Below are 16,297 nucleotides of genomic sequence, written 5' to 3'. Positions count from 1 at the left end.
CCGGGCCTGCCCCCTGCCTGCCGAGCGGTCAGGACCTGCGGTCCCGGACCTCCCGGTACCACGCCACGAGCAGCACGGCGGCCGCCGCGCCCGAGGACCACAGCAGCTGCGGCCGCGCCGAGTCGTCGAACAGCATCAGCACCAGCACCGCCGCCATCCCCGCCAGGGCCGCCCACGTCAGGTACGGGAAGGCCCACATCGGCAGCGTCAGCCGCTCCGGCATGTCCCGCTCCAGCCGGGGCCGCAGCCGCAGCTGCGAGACCGCGATCAGCGCCCACACGAACAGCAGCACCGCGCCGACCGCGTTGAGCATGTAGAGGAAGACCGTGTCCGGCCACAGCAGGTTCAGCACCACCGACACGAAGCCGAACGCCACCGAGGCGAGCACCGCCCGCGTCGGCACCCCGCTGCCCGACACCTTCAGCAGCGACTTCGGCGCCTCGCCCCGCTCGGCCAGCGAGAACACCATGCGCGAGGAGCCGTACAGGTTGGCGTTCAGCGCGGACAGCAGCGCCACGAACACCACGATGTTCATGATCTGGCCGGCCGCCGGGATCCCGATGGAGTCCAGCACGGCGACGTACGGGCTCTCACCGGGCTTCAGCGAGTCCCACGGCAGCAGGGTCACGATGACCAGCATCGAGCCGACGTAGAAGAAGAGGATGCGCCACACCGCGCTGCGCACCGCGCGGGAGACGGACTTGGCCGGGTCGTCCGACTCGGCGGCCGCGATGGTGACGACCTCCAGGCCGCCGAAGGCGAAGACCACCGCGAGCATGCCGGCGATGACCCCGCCGACACCGGCCGGGAAGAAGCCGCCCTGCCCGGTCAGGTTGGCCATCCCCACCGGCTCGGTGTCGGGGAGCAGGCCGAAGACCGCCAGGGTGCCCAGGATCAGGAACAGCACGATCGCGCCGACCTTGAGGGCGGCGAACCAGAACTCGAACTCGCCGAAGTTCCGGACGGCGGCCAGGTTGCTGAGGGTGAAGACCACCATGAAGATCAGCACCCACAGCCACTGGTCGACCGCGGGCACCCATCCGTGCGCGATGTTCGCGGCGCCGGTCGCCTCCACGGCGAGCACCACCACCAGCAGGAACCAGTACAGCCAGCCGGCCGAGAAGCCCGCCCAGCGCCCCAGGGCCTTCTCCGCGTACACCGAGAAGGAGCCGGAGGCGGGCATCGCGGCGGACATCTCGCCGAGCATCCGCATCACCAGCATGGCGAGCACGCCGGCCAGCAGGTACGAGCAGATGATCGCGGGGCCGGCGATCCCGATGCCGGCACCGGAGCCGACGAAGAGGCCGGCGCCGATCACGCCGCCGAGACCCAGCATGGTCAGGTGGCGCTGCTTGAGGCTGTGGCTGAGGGGTTCCGGGGGCAGCTCGCTCCCGGTGACGGACAGATCTTCGCGCATGAGCAGATTCGTACTCTCGGTAGGCAAGCGACGCAGGGGTATCCGGGGGGATTGGCGGGAACCTACAGTCTGGCTGGAGTGAACCCCCGGGAGCAAAAAGGATGTGTCATCGAATGTGGCCCGTGATCGGGATCACTTCAACTCGGGTGTAAGGCTGCACCTTTGTGCGGTCTCCACCAAACCGGACAGTATGGCTTTGTCCCGGTCGGTGGTGGGTGGGCCGTGTGACGGCGGCTAACGTCGCGGTGTCCTGCCCGACCACCCCACCTTCCGGAGCCTTCGATGAGCACCGCTTCCGTCTCCTTCCGGCCCGGCGCCGTCCTCGCCGACCTGCTGCCCGCGAGCCGCGTCAGGGACGCCGCCCTCGTCGTCGGCGGAGCCGCGCTCACCGGCCTGGCCGCGCAGCTCTCCGTACCCGTCCCCGGCTCGCCCGTCCCGGTCACCGGCCAGACCTTCGCCGCCCTGCTCGTCGGCACGGCCTTCGGTGCCCGCCGGGGCTTCCTGTCGCTGGCGCTGTACGCCCTGGTCGGCATGGCCGGCGTGCCGTGGTTCGCGGGCGGCACCTCCGGCGCGGCCGGGGCCTCCTTCGGCTACGTGCTCGGCATGCTGCTGGCCGCCACCCTCGTCGGCGCCCTCGCGCGGCGCGGCGCCGACCGCTCGGTGCTGCGTACGGCGGGCACGATGGTGCTGGGCTCCGCGGTGATCTACGCGGTGGGCGTGCCGTACCTGATGGCCGCCACCGGGATGTCGCTCGGCGCGGCCGTCGCGGCGGGCCTGACCCCGTTCCTGATCGGCGACGCCCTCAAGGCCGCGCTGGCCATGGGCGCGCTGCCGACGGCCTGGAAGCTGGCCGGCCGCCGCGGCTGAGCAACCCCCCTCGTACGGCAGCCCCGGACCGCTCGTGGCGGTCCGGGGCTGCTGCGTGCGTACGGGGGGTGCGGAGGTTACGCGCGGGCGGCGGCCTTGCGGCGGGCGTCGCGCACCACGCCGATGACCAGCACCACGGCGGCGACCAGCAGCGACAGCATGACCGTCTTGCGGTTGCCCTCGTCGTAGACCATGTAGCCGAGGACGAAGGTGATCATCGCGGCGGTGGCCCAGGTCAGGTACGGGAAGAGCCACATCTTGACGGTGAGCTTCTCCGGCGCCTCGGCGACCAGGATCTTGCGCATCCGCAGCTGGGTCAGGCAGATGACCAGCCACACGAAGAGCGCGATGGCGCCCGACGCGTTGAGCAGGAAGTCGAAGACCGTGTCCTTGTAGGCGTAGTTGAAGTAGACGGCGATGAAGCCGAAGACCACGGAGCCCAGGATGGCGGCGGTCGGCACGCCCTTCTTGCTGACCTTGGCGAAGGCCTTGGGGGCGTCACCGCGCTCGCCCAGCGAGAACGCCATGCGGGAGGCGGTGTAGAGGCCGGAGTTCAGGCAGGACAGCACGGCCGTCAGGACGATCACGTTCATGATCTGACCGGCGTGCGCGATGCCGATCGAGTCGAGGGCGGCGACGTACGAGCCCTTCTCGACGATCGACTTGTCGTTCCAGGGCAGCAGGGTCAGGACGATGAAGATCGAGCCCAGGTAGAAGACGCCGATGCGCCAGATCACCGAGTTGGTGGCCTTGGTGACCGCCTTGCGAGGGTCCTCGGACTCGCCGGCGGCCAGGGTGACGATCTCGCTGCCCATGAAGGAGAAGACGACCATCAGCACACCGGTGAGGATCGAGCCCCAGCCGTTGGGGACGAACCCGCCGGTGTCGGTGAGGTGGGCGAAGCCCGCGCCCGGGTTGTCCGAGCCCGGCAGCAGGCCAAAGACGGCGAGCATGCCGACGACCACGAAGGCGCCGATGGCGACGACCTTGATGCCCGCGAACCAGAACTCGAACTCGCCGTAGGAGGCGACCGAGCCGAGGTTGGTGACCGTCAGGACGGCCATCACGATCAGGGCCCAGGCCCACTGCGGGACGGCCGGGATCCAGCCCTCCAGGATGACGGCGCCGGCGGTGGCCTCGACGGCCAGGACGACGACCCAGAAGAACCAGTACAGCCAGCCGATGGAGAAACCGGCCCAGCGGCCGAGGGCGCGGTCGGCGTAGGCGGAGAAGGAGCCGGAGTTCGGGCTCGCGGCGGCCATCTCGCCCAGCATCCGCATCACGAAGACGACCATCGCGCCGACGAGGGCGTACGAGATCAGGATGGCGGGGCCGGCCTTGGCGATGCCGCCGCCGGAGCCGACGAAGAGTCCGGCGCCGATGACACCGCCGATGGCGATCATGGAAAGGTGGCGGTTCTTGAGACCAGCCTTGAGACCGTCGGAGGGCTGGGCGGAACCGGGTTCACCGGTCGGGTCGCCTGCCTTCTGAAGGGTCGTCGTCGTGCTCATGGACGAATCCTTAGGTTCTCGGGTGGAGAGTTCCGGCATTCAAACCCGATTTACCGGCAGTACGGAAGACCTTGTTCCGATAGTTACCCAAGGCCCCCAACCCGGGATCAAGGTCCCGACCCCTCCTGTCTGCGTTCTTTGGGTTTACTTGAGGTTTAGAAGTGATTTATGCGACACCCCTCTGACCTCTCCCGACCCCGCGCATGCCACACTCGACCCATGCGCGTGTATCTCGGATCCGACCATGCCGGCTTTGAGCTCAAGAACCACCTCGTGGACTGGCTCAAGAACAACGGCCACGAGCCCGTCGACTGCGGGCCCCACATCTACGACGCCGTCGACGACTACCCGCCGTTCTGCCTGCGCGCCGCGGAGAAGACCGCCGCGGACGCCGACAGCCTCGGCATCGTGATCGGCGGCTCCGGCAACGGCGAGCAGATCGCCGCCAACAAGGTCAAGGGCGTCCGCGCCATCCTCGCCTGGAGCGTGGAGACCGCGAAGCTCGGCCGCGAGCACAACAACGCCAACGTCATCTCCGTCGGCGGCCGGATGCACAGCCAGGAAGACGCCACCAGCTTCATCGAGGCCTTCCTGGCGACCCCGTACTCCGACGAGGAGCGCCACACGCGCCGCATCGACATGCTCTCTGCGTACGAGACCACCGGCGAGCTCCCCCCGATCCCGGCCCACCACCCGCAGGACCAGTAGGCCACCCGTGCCGCCGGACGGCCCGTCCGGCGGCACGCACCAGAAGGAGGAGCGCCGCCGTGCCCGAGGGGCATACGATCCACCGCCTCGCCCAGGACCACGCGGAGCGCTTCGCCGCCCGCCCGGTACGCGTGAGCAGCCCCCAGGGCCGCTTCGCCGAGAGCGCGGCCCTGCTCGACGGGCGGGAGCTGGAGAGCGCCGAGGCACACGGCAAGCACCTCTTCCTGGAGCTGGGCGACGCCTGGATCCACATCCACCTCGGCCTCTTCGGCAAGCTCGGCTTCGGCCCCGCCCCGGCCCCGCCGGCCACCGACACGGTCCGGATGCGCCTGCTGAACGAGGACCACTACGCCGACCTGCGCGGCCCCACCGCCTGCGCGCTGATCGGCGAGGGCGAGAAGAAGGCGATACACGACCGCCTCGGCCCCGACCCGCTGCGCCCCGCCGACGACCCCGGCCGCGCCTGGACCCGGATCTCCCGCAGCCGGACCACGATCGCCGCCCTGCTGATGGACCAGAAGATCGTCGCGGGCGTCGGCAACGTCTACCGCGCCGAGGTCCTCTTCCGGCACGGCATCGACCCCTACCGGCCCGGCCGGGACCTCACCCGCGCCGAATGGGACGCGATGTGGGCCGACCTGGTGGTGCTGATGCGCGAGGGCGTCCGCAACAACCGCATCGACACCGTCCGCGACGAACACCTCCCCGAGGTGATGGGCCGCCCGCCGAGGGTGGACGACCACGGCGGCGAGGTGTACGTCTACCGACGGGCGAACATGCCCTGCCACATCTGCGGGGGCGAGGTCCGCACCGCCGACCTCGCCGCCCGCAACCTCTTCTGGTGCCCCGCCTGCCAGCAGCGCTAGCCGCTCGCGACGCTCGCGGCGGGAATCAGCCGGGGCCCGCTAGAAGTTGTGCGGGAGCCAGGGCGCCACGTCGCCCGCGAAGGCCCGCGAGGCCTCCCGCAGCGCCCCCGCCCGCAGCTCGCGCACGCGCCCGGCCGCCGCCAGCGAGGTCAGCGTGACCCCGCCCAGGTACGCCGAGCCCAGCTCCCGCACCGACAGCGCCAGGTCGGCGGCGTCCTCCGACCGTACGCACCGCACCGCCCCGTCGCCGTCGGCGGTCAGCCGCCACCGCCCCGCGTTCCACGGGCAGAACGCGTCCTCCACCTCCAGCACCACGTCCACCGTGGCCCCGTACGCCCGGGCCTCCAGCGCCGCCGGCAGGTCCACCAGCCGCAGGTGCAGCGCGTCCCGCTGCTGCGCCCTGACCCGCCGGATGTCGCTGACCAGATGCAGCAGCGGGTCGTCGACGGGCCGCGCGTACGCCCGTACGTGCCAGGTCAGGTCGATCTCGAAGAGGTAGCGCCACAGCGCCGCGTACGCCGCCGGGTCCGGCGCGTGCACCTCGCCGACCTCGACCTTGCCGTCCGACCCGGTCAGCTCCCAGTCGGGCTTGACCCGGTAGCGCGCGTACCCCACCACCACGCCGTCCGGGCCCTCGGCCACCACGCACTTCAGCGGCGAGGCCCCGTCCCGCAGCTCCGGCACGTCCACCAGCGCCTGCCGCTCCCAGCCCGGCTGCCGCGCGAGCATCCCCGGGCGGTCCGCGACCAGGGCGGCGTAGACCCGCTCGCAGTCCGCGAGGGCCTTCTCCGGGTCCACGAGCCGCAGCCGCACCGCGTCCGTCCCCGGCGGCACGGAGAGGCGCACCCGGGTGGTGTCGATGTCGACGGCGGTGGAGTACGCGGCGGTGCCGTAGCCGAAGCGGCCGTAGATCTCCGGCTCCGAGGCCGTCAGCACGGCGATCGGCTCCTCACCCGTACGGATGCCGTCCAATTGGCGGCGCATCAGCGACGTGAGCACCCCGCGCCTGCGGTGGGTCGGCGCGACACCGACCAGGGTCACGCCCGACGCCGGAACCAGGGCCCCGCCCGGCACCGAGAGGCGGAAGCCGTAGGCCGAGGCCGAGCCGACGCAGTCCTCGCCGTCCCAGACGCCGAGCGAGCGGTCGAGCTCCGTCAGGGAGCGGAAGAGCTCCCGGTTCGGTGTGGCGGCGGGCACACCACCGAACGCCAGTTCCAGATGATCGAACCAGACATCCCACTCATCCTGCTGCAAAACCCGCATCTCAAGAGCCATACCGTCATCGTCACCCGGGCGTTCCGCCGCAGTCGAAGGGTTTTCGCCCCGCGAAGTGCCATTGGTCCGGGGGTCCCCCTGCGCAGTCACAGCCAGGATGGATATGGTCCCGGAGCAATGGCCGGAGCACGCGTGGAAACGTTCATGGCCCGGATGCGCATGCTGTCGCACCGGGCACGCACAGCCCTGCGCAAATCCGCCGTCGACTACTTCCGCGGGGACGCCTCCGACTGGCTCGCCTTCGCCGGCCTGCTCCTGACCGTCCCCGCCATAGCCTGCGGCACCCTCCTGATGCCCGTCTGGTTCTCCCCGTCGGCCCTGGTCCTGCCCATCGTCGCCGGCGGCCTCCTGCTGCGCCCCGCCAGCCTCCTCGGGCTGTACGCCGCCGCCGCGGCCGCCCTGATCGTCGAGGCCCTCGTCCTCGGCCCCTACACCCAGGGCCCGGCCCGGGTCACCCCCGGCACCGTGCTCGTGGTGGCCGCCTGCGGGTTCTTCGGACTGGTCATCGCCCAGTTCCGCAGCCGCGTCGGCGTGCCCTGGAGACGCGGCGGCACGATGCTCTTCGACCTGCGCGAACGCATCCGGGTCCAGAGCAAGCTGCCCGCCCTGCCCCGCGGCTGGCACCGCGAGATGGCCCTGCGCCCGGCCGGCGGCCAGTCATTCTCCGGCGACTTCGTCGTCGCCGCCCGCACCAGCGGCGGCCGCACCCTGGAAGTCGTCCTCACCGACGTCTCCGGCAAGGGCATGGAGGCGGGCTCCCGCGCCCTCCTCCTCTCCGGCGCCTTCGGCGGCCTCCTCGGCGCCCTCCCGCCCCGGGAATTCCTCCCCGCGGCCAACGGCTACCTGCTCCGCCAGGACTGGGACGAGGGCTTCGCCACCTCCATCCACCTCGTCCTCGACCTGGAGACCGGCGACTACCAACTGCTGTCCGCCGGACACCTCCCCGCCCTCCAGCTCTCGGCCGGCACCGGCCGCTGGCAGGAGGTCGCCGGCGAGGGCCCGCTGCTCGGCGTCTACGACGGCGCCGAATTCGAACCCGCCCGCGGCAACCTGCGGCGCGGCGACGTCCTCATGCTCTTCACCGACGGCCTCGTCGAGACCGCCGACCGCGAGATCAGCGAAGGCATCGACCGGCTCACCGGCGAAGCCGACCGCTACGTCGCCGCCGGCTGGGAGGGCGCCGCCTGGCACCTCATCGAGAAGGTCGCCAAGGACGTCAACGACGACCGGGCCCTGCTCCTCATCCGCCGCTCGCCCTGACCCCGGGGTGGGGTTTACCCCACCGGCCGTCCGCCGGGCCGCTCCATGGCCGCCGCCCCACGCCCCTCCGTAGCGTCGGGAACACCAACGGACACCGGTACGGAAGGCGGCACACCATGGGGCTCAGGCGGACCAGGCGACACGACGCGGAGACCGGACCCGCCGTGGAGCTGAGCGGCGTACGGCGCGTCTACGGGCGGGGCGCCACCTCCGTGCACGCCCTGCGCGGCATCGACCTCACCCTGCCGCGCGGCAGCTTCACCGCCGTGATGGGCCCCTCCGGCTCCGGCAAGTCCACCTTCCTCCAGTGCGCCGCCGGACTCGACGTCCCCACCGAGGGCTCCGTCCGGCTCGGCGGCACCGAGATCACCACCATGAACGAGAACGAGCTCACCGAGCTGCGCCGCAGCCGCCTCGGCTTCGTCTTCCAGGCCTTCAACCTGCTGCCCTCGCTCACCGTCGAGCAGAACGTCCTGCTCCCGATGAGCCTCGGCGGCGGCCGCCAGGACCGGGCGCGGGCCGCCGAGCTGCTCGCCCGGGTCGGCCTGGACGGCAAGGGCCGCCGCCGCCCCGCCGAGCTGTCCGGCGGACAGCAGCAGCGGGTCGCCATCGCCCGGGCCCTGGTCACCAGGCCCGACGTGGTCTTCGCCGACGAGCCGACCGGCGCCCTCGACACCACCACCGCAGCCGAGGTGCTCGGCCTGCTCCGCGACGCCGTGGACTCCCTCGGCGCCACCGTCGTCATGGTCACCCACGACCCGGCCGCCGCCGCCCACGCCGACCAGGTGCTCTTCCTCGCCGACGGTCTCATCGCGGACCGCCTCCCCCGCACCCCCGCCGCCACGATCGCCGCCCGCATGACCACCCTGACCAGCCGCCCGGCCCCGTCCTTCACGGCGGCCTGACCACCCCGCCCCGCCCGCCCCGAACCGGGCCACCCGGGGCCGATTGGCCCGGTCGCCCCCGGTACCGGGACGTCTACCGTGCCGCCCATGGACCGCACGCTCGCCGCCGACCTCGCCCGCCTCCCCGAGCTCCTCGACGCCACCCGCCGCGCCGCCGCCGAGGCCCTCGCGACCCTGGACGACCGCCCCGTCGTACCGCCGCAGGACGCCCCGCCGCCGGCGCCGCTCCCCGCGCACGGCACCGGCACGCAAGCGGCCCTCGCCGAGTTCCGCGCCCGCTGGGAGCCCCGCCTCTCCGCCTCCGCCGGCCCCCGCTACCTCGGCTTCGTCACCGGCGGCGCCACCCCCGCCGCCCTCGCCGGGGACTGGCTGACCGCCGCCCACGACCAGAACTCCAACTCCGCCATGGACGGCGCCGGCCAGCACCTCGAACGCGAGACCGTCGGCTGGCTCCGCGAGCTCTTCGGCCTCTCCGCCGCCCACACCGGCACCTTCGTCAGCGGCGCCACCATGTCCAACACCGCCGGCCTCGCCATCGCCCGCGAGTGGCTCGGCGAACGCCTCGGCGTCTCCCCGGCGCAGGACGGCGTCGCCGCCCTCGGCCCCGTCCGCGTGCTCTCCGGAGCCCCCCACTCCTCCATCGCCAAGGCCCTGTCCGTCCTCGGCCTCGGCCGCGCCGCCCTCGTCCCGGTACCCACCCTCCCCGGCCGGGAGGCCGTCGACCCCGCCGCCCTCGACCGGGCCCTCGCCGACGCGCCCGGCCCGGCGGTCGTCGTCGCCAACGCCGGCACCGTCAACACCGTCGACTTCGACGACCTCCGCGCCGTCGCCGCCCTCAAGGACCACCACGACTTCTGGCTCCACACCGACGCCGCCTTCGGCGCCTTCGCCGCGCTCACCCCGGAGCACGCCCACCTCGTCGCCGGCCTCGACGCCTCGGACTCCGTCTGCGTCGACCTGCACAAGTGGCTCAACGTCCCCTACGACAGCGCCGTCCAGTTCACCCGCCGCCGCGACCTCCAGTCCCGGGTCTTCGCCAACGCGGCCGCCTACCTCGGCCCCCTCGGCCCCGACCCCGACCTCGTCCACCTCACCCCGGAGAACTCCCACCGGCTGCGGGCCCTCGCCGCCTGGTTCACCCTGCGCGCGTACGGCCGCGAGGGCCACCGCGAGATCGTCGAACGGGACATCGCCTGCGCCCGCTCCCTCGGCGAACGCCTCGACCGCGACCCGGCCTTCCGGCTGCTGGCCCCGGTCCGCCTCAACGTCGTCTGCTTCACCCTCGCCGAAGCCCCCGCCCCCGAGCGGCTGACCGCCCTGCGCGAGGCCGTCGCCGCCGACGTCTTCGTCACCCCCACCGTCCTCGGGGGAACCGCCGGCCTGCGCGCCGCGTTCTCCAACTGGCGCACCACGCCGGCGGACGTGGACCGGATCGCCCGGGCCCTGCGCGCGGCAGCGAAGGAGATCGCATGACGGACCGCTCCCTGACCCTCGCCGAGGTGGAGGCCCTCGCCCGCTCCGCGCACGAGGGCCAGACCGACAAGGCCGGACGGCCCTACGCCGAGCACCTGGCGGCCGTGGCCGAGGGCGTCCGCCTGCGCGGCGGCAGCCCCGCCCAGCAGGCCGCGGCCTGGCTCCACGACTCGGTGGAGGACGACGCGCTCAGCCCGGCGCAGCTCGCGGCCGCCGCCCTCCCGCAGGAGGTCAAGGACATGGTCCTGGCCCTCACCAAACGCCCCGGGGAACCGGTCGGGGAGTACGCCGCCCGCATCCTCGCCACCCCCGGTGCCCTCCTCGTGAAGGAGGCCGACCTCGCGCACAACGCGGACCCCGTACGGCTGTCCGTACTGGACGCGCCCACCCGCGACCGGCTGACCGCGAAGTACGCACGCGTCCGCTCCCTCCTCGGCATCAGCACGCCCTGACGCCCGAAATGTGCCCGGTGCGCGCCCGCTTGGCGGGAATGGCGTGACGGCTATTCGTCAGGGGGCGGATAGCCGGGGCCGGTTGGTGGGAGGATGGTGCATGTGGGGCGCGCAACGCCGCGCGCGCCGGGCCGGCCAGGGGACGACCGAAGGTGTGATCAGTAGTGGCCATTTCGCTGTCAGTGGTGGTTCTGTTGGCGGTCATCCTGGTGATCCTGATCCGCGGCAACCACATCAAGGCAGGCCCCGCGATCGTCGCGGTCCTCTTCGGCTTCTTCCTCGCGTCCAGCTCCATCGCCCCGGACGTCAACCGCTTCCTGAACTCCCTCGCGGACACCATCGCGGGCATCAAGCTCTGACGGGAGCCGCGCGGGAACACGCGGAAACGACTCGGGGCCAGGTCCTGGAGAAGATCTCCGGCCTGGCCCCGAGCCATGAAGAGCGGGTGACGGGAATCGAACCCGCGTAGCTAGTTTGGAAGACTAGGGCTCTACCATTGAGCTACACCCGCAACACGCGCGCCGCAGGTCCGGGGACCGCGGCACGGACAGCATCCTAGCGGGTCGCGCGGGGGGAGTGCACACCGCATTTCCCGCCGTGTCCGGGCCCGCCCCGCACGCGCGTGCGCCCGCCGGGGAAACCGGGGGCGTCGGAGGGTCTCCGGGCATGTACCCTACGTGTCGCACCGACGGGGTGTGGCGCAGCTTGGTAGCGCGTCCGCTTTGGGAGCGGAAGGTCGTCGGTTCGAATCCGGCCACCCCGACCACCAGTACCGCCCGCCACCGGGATCGCTCGCGAAGATCGCGTTGTGGGCTGATTGCCGCTTGCGGTTACTATGCAAGCTGCGCCCGTGTGTCTGATGTACCGGGCCGAATCCGCCGAGGCCGCTGAATCACAGCGTTCCGGCAGAACCCCCAGACAGTCAGCCACAAGGAGACCGAACCGTGAAGAGCGCCGTGGAGACCCTGAACCCGACTCGGGTTCGGCTCACTGTTGAGGTGCCCTTCGAGGAGCTCAAGGACAGCCTCGACGCGGCGTACAAGAAGATCAACCAGCAGGTCACGGTGAAGGGCTTCCGCAAGGGCAAGATCCCTGCCCGCGTCATCGACCAGCGCTTCGGCCGCGGTGCGGTGCTGGAGGAGGCCGTCAACGACGCCCTCCCGAAGTTCTACACCGAGGCCGTCAACGAGGCCGACCTGAACCCGCTGGGCCAGCCCGAGGTCGACATCACCGAGCTGAAGGACGGCGAGCTGCTGGCCTTCACCGCCGAGGTGGACGTCCGCCCCGAGATCGAGATCCCGGACTACTCCGGCATCGAGGTCGAGGTCGACGCGGTCGAGGTCTCGGACGAGGACGTCGAGAAGTCGGTCGAGCAGCTGCGCAGCCGCTTCGCGTCCACCAAGGACGTCGAGCGCGCCGCCGCCGAGGGTGACGTCGTCACCATCGACCTCGAGGCCAAGGTCGACGGCGAGGTCCTCGCGGACGGCGTCGCCACCGACGTCTCCTACACCATCGGCTCGGGCGAGCTCCTCGACGGCATCGACGAGGCCGTCAAGGGCCTCGAGGCCGGCGGCGAGGCCACCTTCACCTCGCAGCTGAAGGGCGGCTCCGCCGAGGGCAAGGACGCCGAGGTCACCGTCAAGGTCACCAAGGTCTCCGCCCGCGAGCTGCCGGAGCTGGACGACGAGTTCGCCCAGATGGCGAGCGAGTTCGACACCCTCGACGAGCTCAAGGCCGACAGCCGCAAGCGCCTCGAGAACATGAAGCAGTACGACCAGGCCACGCAGGCCCAGGAGCGCGTCCTGGAGAAGCTGCTGGAGCTCGTCGAGGTCCCGATCCCCGAGAAGCTCCTCGCGGACGAGGTCCAGACCCGCAAGCACAACCTGGAGCACCACCAGCTCGGCCAGATGGGCCTGGATCTCGAGAAGTTCCTCGAGATCCAGGGCAAGACGGTCGAGGAGTTCGACGCCGAGACGTCCGAGCAGGCCGTCAAGGGCATCAAGACCCAGTTCGTCCTCGACGCGCTGGTCAACAAGGAGAAGCTGGGCGTCAACCAGGAGGAGCTCACCGAGCACCTCATGCGCCGCGCGCAGTCCTCCGGCATGTCCCCCGACCAGTTCGCCCAGGCCGTCGTCGAGGGCGGCCAGGTCCCGATGCTGGTCGGCGAGGTCGCCCGCGGCAAGGCCCTCGCGGTCGTCGTCGAGGCCGCCAAGGTCGTCGACACCAAGGGTGAGGTCGTCGACCTCTCCGACGACGAGGACGAGACCGAGACGGCCGCCGAGGTCGTCGAGGCCGCCGTCGAGGGTGACGCCGAGGCCAAGTAACACCTCCGGGAGGCGCCCTCGCGGAGCCCCCTGAGCAGTGCCCCGAAGGGCCCGGACGCAGCCGCGTCCGGGCCCTTCCGCGTGCCCTCGCGGGGCGCTCGGGAGCTTGCGCTCCGAGCGAACAGTTCGGGAAGCGGGATGGCGTTGTCCTACCTGCGCGTTAGGGTCCATGAATACGAGGGCACGGGAGTACCCGAAGCCGGCGGGCATCGCCCCCCGGTAGGTCCGCGCCCCAGAACGAGACGCTGAGACGGCATGTGGCCGTCGGAGACGAGCAGGTGGATACGTGACGAATCTGAAGCCTTACGCCGCGGGTGAGCCGTCCATCGGTGGCGGCCTCGGCGACCATGTCTACAACCGGCTGCTCGGCGAACGCATCATCTTCCTCGGCCAGCAGGTCGACGACGAGATCGCGAACAAGATCACGGCGCAGCTCCTCCTCCTGGCCGCAGAGCCGGAGAAGGACATCTACCTGTACATCAACAGCCCCGGTGGCTCCGTGACGGCGGGCATGGCGGTCTACGACACCATGCAGTACATCCCGAACGACGTCGTCACCATCGGCATGGGCATGGCTGCCTCCATGGGTCAGTTCCTCCTCACCGGCGGCGCGACCGGCAAGCGCTTCGCGCTGCCGAACACCGACATCCTGATGCACCAGGGCTCCGCCGGCATCGGCGGCACCGCCTCGGACATCAAGATCCAGGCCCAGTACCTGCTGCGCACCAAGCAGCGCATGGCTGAGATCACCGCGCACCACTCGGGCCAGACCGTGGAGGCGATCATCCGCGACGGCGACCGCGACCGCTGGTTCACGGCGGAGGAGGCCAAGGAGTACGGCCTCATCGACGAGATCATCTCCGCCGCGTCCCTGGTCCCGGGCGGCGGCGGCACCGGGGCCTGATCCCGGCCCGGCGCACGGGGTCCCGTACGAGGACCCCTGCGCCCGCCCGCCCGAGCCAGGCACCCTCAGCCCGCAGAACGCCACCAGGACGGTGAACACCCAGATGCAGAACAACTTCTCCGCGAGCGGCCTCTACTCCGGCCCCCAGGTCGACAACCGCTACGTCATCCCGCGCTTCGTCGAGCGCACCTCGCAGGGCGTGCGCGAGTACGACCCGTACGCGAAGCTCTTCGAGGAGCGCGTGATCTTCCTCGGCGTGCAGATCGACGACGCCTCCGCCAACGACGTCATGGCGCAGCTGCTGTGCCTGGAGTCGATGGACCCGGACCGCGACATCTCCATCTACATCAACAGCCCCGGTGGCTCCTTCACCGCGCTGACGGCCATCTACGACACGATGCAGTTCGTGAAGCCGGACATCCAGACGGTCTGCATGGGCCAGGCGGCCTCCGCCGCCGCGGTCCTGCTCGCCGCCGGCACCCCGGGCAAGCGCATGGCGCTGCCGAACGCCCGTGTGCTGATCCACCAGCCCTCCGGCGGCACCGGCCGCGAGCAGCTCTCCGACCTGGAGATCGCGGCCAACGAGATCCTGCGCATGCGCGACCAGCTGGAGAGCATGCTGGCCAAGCACTCGTCCACGCCGATCGAGAAGATCCGCGAGGACATCGAGCGCGACAAGATCCTCACGGCCGAGGACGCGCTGGCGTACGGGCTGATCGACCAGATCGTCTCGACCCGCAAGATGAACGCGGTCTGAATCCTTGCCGCCAGTCGGCGCGGCCGCACCGCGGGATTCCGCGATGTGAACCGCGTCAAGGGGGCCCCGAACGGGGCCCCCGGCAAGGTACCGTCGGATATGAGGCACCAGGAGCGCTGAACCAAAGCGTCTCCCAGGCGAAGGGGAAGCACCTCGTGGCACGCATCGGTGACGGCGGCGACCTGCTCAAGTGCTCGTTCTGCGGGAAGAGCCAGAAGCAGGTGAAGAAGCTCATCGCAGGACCCGGTGTGTACATCTGCGACGAGTGCATCGACCTCTGCAACGAGATCATCGAAGAGGAACTCGCGGAGACCTCCGAGGTCCGGTGGGAGGAACTCCCCAAGCCCCGTGAGATCTACGAGTTCCTGGAGAGCTACGTCGTCGGCCAGGAGCCGGCGAAGAAGGCCCTCTCGGTAGCGGTCTACAACCACTACAAGCGCGTCCAGGCCGGCGAGAACGGCGGCGCGCAGGGCCGTGACGACGCGATCGAGCTCGCGAAGTCCAACATCCTCCTGCTGGGCCCCACGGGCTCCGGCAAGACCCTGCTGGCCCAGACGCTGGCCCGCATGCTCAACGTCCCGTTCGCCATCGCCGACGCGACGGCGCTGACGGAGGCGGGGTACGTGGGCGAGGACGTCGAGAACATCCTGCTCAAGCTGATCCAGGCGGCCGACTACGACGTCAAGAAGGCCGAGACCGGGATCATCTACATCGACGAGATCGACAAGGTCGCCCGCAAGAGCGAGAACCCGTCGATCACGCGCGACGTGAGCGGTGAGGGCGTCCAGCAGGCCCTCCTGAAGATCCTGGAGGGCACGACGGCCTCGGTGCCGCCGCAGGGCGGCCGCAAGCACCCCCACCAGGAGTTCATCCAGATCGACACGACGAACGTGCTCTTCATCGTGGGCGGCGCCTTCGCCGGCCTGGAGAAGATCATCGAGTCGCGTGCCGGCGCCAAGGGCATCGGCTTCGGGGCGACGATCCGCTCGAAGCGCGAGATCGAGGCGAGCGACCAGTTCCAGGAGGTCATGCCGGAGGACCTGGTGAAGTTCGGGATGATCCCCGAGTTCATCGGCCGCCTGCCCGTCATCACCTCGGTGCACAACCTGGACCGCGAGGCGCTCCTCCAGATCCTGGTGGAGCCGCGCAACGCCCTGGTGAAGCAGTACCAGCGCCTGTTCGAACTCGACGGCGTCGAGCTGGACTTCGAGCGCGAGGCCCTCGAAGCCATCGCGGACCAGGCGATCCTCCGCCAGACGGGCGCGCGCGGCCTGCGCGCCATCATGGAAGAGGTCCTGATGTCGGTGATGTACGAGGTCCCGTCGCGCAAGGACGTGGCCCGCGTGGTCATCTCCGCCGACGTGGTCCGCTCGAACGTCAACCCGACGCTGGTGCCCCGCATCGTCCCGAAGGACCAGGGCCCGCACGAGAAGTCGGCGTAGCCGCACGGCACGTACGAGAAGGGGGGGGTGGGGGGGGGGGGGGCCCCTTTCTTGGTTGGTTTTCGTGGGGTGCTTTTTTGAGCGGGGGGGCTTTTAGAAATTCCAGGGCCGGGTGGGAGCCTTTTCCCAAGTGTGG

At 71.0% G+C, this 16,297-nt stretch carries 15 protein-coding genes and 2 tRNA genes; 13 read left to right on the top strand and 4 right to left on the bottom strand.

What is annotated here, in order from left to right:
• Positions 1 to 28 precede the first annotated feature (28 nt).
• Positions 29 to 1,417: an amino acid permease gene (locus ACZ7IF_RS18750; RefSeq protein ID WP_470972417.1), complete on the bottom strand. Its 1,389-nt coding sequence runs from the start codon at positions 1,415 to 1,417 to the stop codon at positions 29 to 31.
• 282 nt (positions 1,418 to 1,699) lie between these two features.
• Between ACZ7IF_RS18750 and ACZ7IF_RS18745 the strand changes: the two genes are divergently transcribed.
• Positions 1,700 to 2,284, top strand: a complete 585-nt coding sequence (locus ACZ7IF_RS18745; protein ID WP_470972415.1) for a biotin transporter BioY — start codon at positions 1,700 to 1,702, stop codon at positions 2,282 to 2,284.
• Positions 2,285 to 2,361: 77 nt separating this feature from the next.
• Here the strand turns inward: ACZ7IF_RS18745 and ACZ7IF_RS18740 are convergent, their stop codons facing one another.
• Positions 2,362 to 3,795, bottom strand: coding sequence for an amino acid permease (locus ACZ7IF_RS18740; protein WP_470972413.1), 1,434 nt, complete (start codon positions 3,793 to 3,795; stop codon positions 2,362 to 2,364).
• A gap of 219 nt (positions 3,796 to 4,014) precedes the next feature.
• Between ACZ7IF_RS18740 and ACZ7IF_RS18735 the strand changes: the two genes are divergently transcribed.
• On the top strand, positions 4,015 to 4,503 hold the full coding sequence (locus tag ACZ7IF_RS18735; protein WP_007264071.1) for a ribose-5-phosphate isomerase: 489 nt from the start codon (positions 4,015 to 4,017) through the stop codon (positions 4,501 to 4,503).
• A gap of 59 nt (positions 4,504 to 4,562) precedes the next feature.
• Entirely contained in the window at positions 4,563 to 5,369 is an 807-nt protein-coding gene (locus tag ACZ7IF_RS18730) for an Fpg/Nei family DNA glycosylase (RefSeq protein ID WP_470972411.1), read from the top strand.
• A 39-nt stretch (positions 5,370 to 5,408) separates the two neighbouring features.
• Here the strand turns inward: ACZ7IF_RS18730 and ACZ7IF_RS18725 are convergent, their stop codons facing one another.
• Positions 5,409 to 6,644, bottom strand: a complete 1,236-nt coding sequence (locus tag ACZ7IF_RS18725; RefSeq protein WP_470972409.1) for a GNAT family N-acetyltransferase — start codon at positions 6,642 to 6,644, stop codon at positions 5,409 to 5,411.
• Between the two features lie 117 nt (positions 6,645 to 6,761).
• Between ACZ7IF_RS18725 and ACZ7IF_RS18720 the strand changes: the two genes are divergently transcribed.
• The 5 genes from ACZ7IF_RS18720 (at position 6,762) to ACZ7IF_RS18700 (ending at position 11,093) form a co-directional block, all read left to right on the top strand.
• Positions 6,762 to 7,904 carry a SpoIIE family protein phosphatase gene (locus ACZ7IF_RS18720; RefSeq protein ID WP_470972407.1) on the top strand — a complete coding sequence of 381 codons (1,143 nt, stop codon included), beginning with the start codon at positions 6,762 to 6,764 and terminating at the stop codon, positions 7,902 to 7,904.
• Positions 7,905 to 8,020: 116 nt separating this feature from the next.
• Complete coding sequence (locus ACZ7IF_RS18715) at positions 8,021 to 8,809, top strand: ABC transporter ATP-binding protein (protein WP_470972405.1); 789 nt, start codon at positions 8,021 to 8,023, stop codon at positions 8,807 to 8,809.
• Between the two features lie 87 nt (positions 8,810 to 8,896).
• Positions 8,897 to 10,282, top strand: coding sequence for a pyridoxal phosphate-dependent decarboxylase family protein (locus tag ACZ7IF_RS18710; RefSeq protein ID WP_470972403.1), 1,386 nt, complete (start codon positions 8,897 to 8,899; stop codon positions 10,280 to 10,282).
• Positions 10,279 to 10,734, top strand: coding sequence for an HD domain-containing protein (locus ACZ7IF_RS18705; protein ID WP_470972401.1), 456 nt, complete (start codon positions 10,279 to 10,281; stop codon positions 10,732 to 10,734). The genes ACZ7IF_RS18710 and ACZ7IF_RS18705 overlap by 4 nt, the downstream gene beginning before the upstream one ends.
• Positions 10,735 to 10,898: 164 nt before the next feature.
• Positions 10,899 to 11,093, top strand: coding sequence for a hypothetical protein (locus tag ACZ7IF_RS18700; protein WP_385761390.1), 195 nt, complete (start codon positions 10,899 to 10,901; stop codon positions 11,091 to 11,093).
• An 81-nt stretch (positions 11,094 to 11,174) separates the two neighbouring features.
• On the opposite strand, the gene ACZ7IF_RS18695 is transcribed toward ACZ7IF_RS18700, so the two are convergent.
• A tRNA-Gly gene (locus ACZ7IF_RS18695) sits at positions 11,175 to 11,245 on the bottom strand.
• A gap of 178 nt (positions 11,246 to 11,423) precedes the next feature.
• Between ACZ7IF_RS18695 and ACZ7IF_RS18690 the strand changes: the two genes are divergently transcribed.
• The 5 genes from ACZ7IF_RS18690 to clpX all read left to right on the top strand — a co-directional run bounded on the left by ACZ7IF_RS18690 (position 11,424) and on the right by clpX (position 16,161).
• Positions 11,424 to 11,500, top strand: a tRNA-Pro gene (locus ACZ7IF_RS18690).
• Positions 11,501 to 11,678: 178 nt separating this feature from the next.
• Entirely contained in the window at positions 11,679 to 13,058 is a 1,380-nt protein-coding gene (gene tig, locus ACZ7IF_RS18685; RefSeq protein WP_470972399.1) for a trigger factor, read from the top strand.
• 286 nt (positions 13,059 to 13,344) lie between these two features.
• Positions 13,345 to 13,962 carry an ATP-dependent Clp protease proteolytic subunit gene (locus tag ACZ7IF_RS18680; protein WP_470972397.1) on the top strand — a complete coding sequence of 206 codons (618 nt, stop codon included), beginning with the start codon at positions 13,345 to 13,347 and terminating at the stop codon, positions 13,960 to 13,962.
• Positions 13,963 to 14,065: 103 nt separating this feature from the next.
• Positions 14,066 to 14,719, top strand: a complete 654-nt coding sequence (locus ACZ7IF_RS18675; RefSeq protein ID WP_469114449.1) for an ATP-dependent Clp protease proteolytic subunit — start codon at positions 14,066 to 14,068, stop codon at positions 14,717 to 14,719.
• Between the two features lie 155 nt (positions 14,720 to 14,874).
• Entirely contained in the window at positions 14,875 to 16,161 is a 1,287-nt protein-coding gene (gene clpX / locus ACZ7IF_RS18670) for an ATP-dependent Clp protease ATP-binding subunit ClpX (RefSeq protein ID WP_388938919.1), read from the top strand.
• The last annotated feature ends 136 nt before the right edge of the window (positions 16,162 to 16,297 follow it).

The organism is Streptomyces sp. NPDC037421 (genome assembly GCF_055602105.1).
Note: the sequence above shows the minus strand (reverse complement) of the source record. Positions and strands in the feature narration are given on the sequence as shown.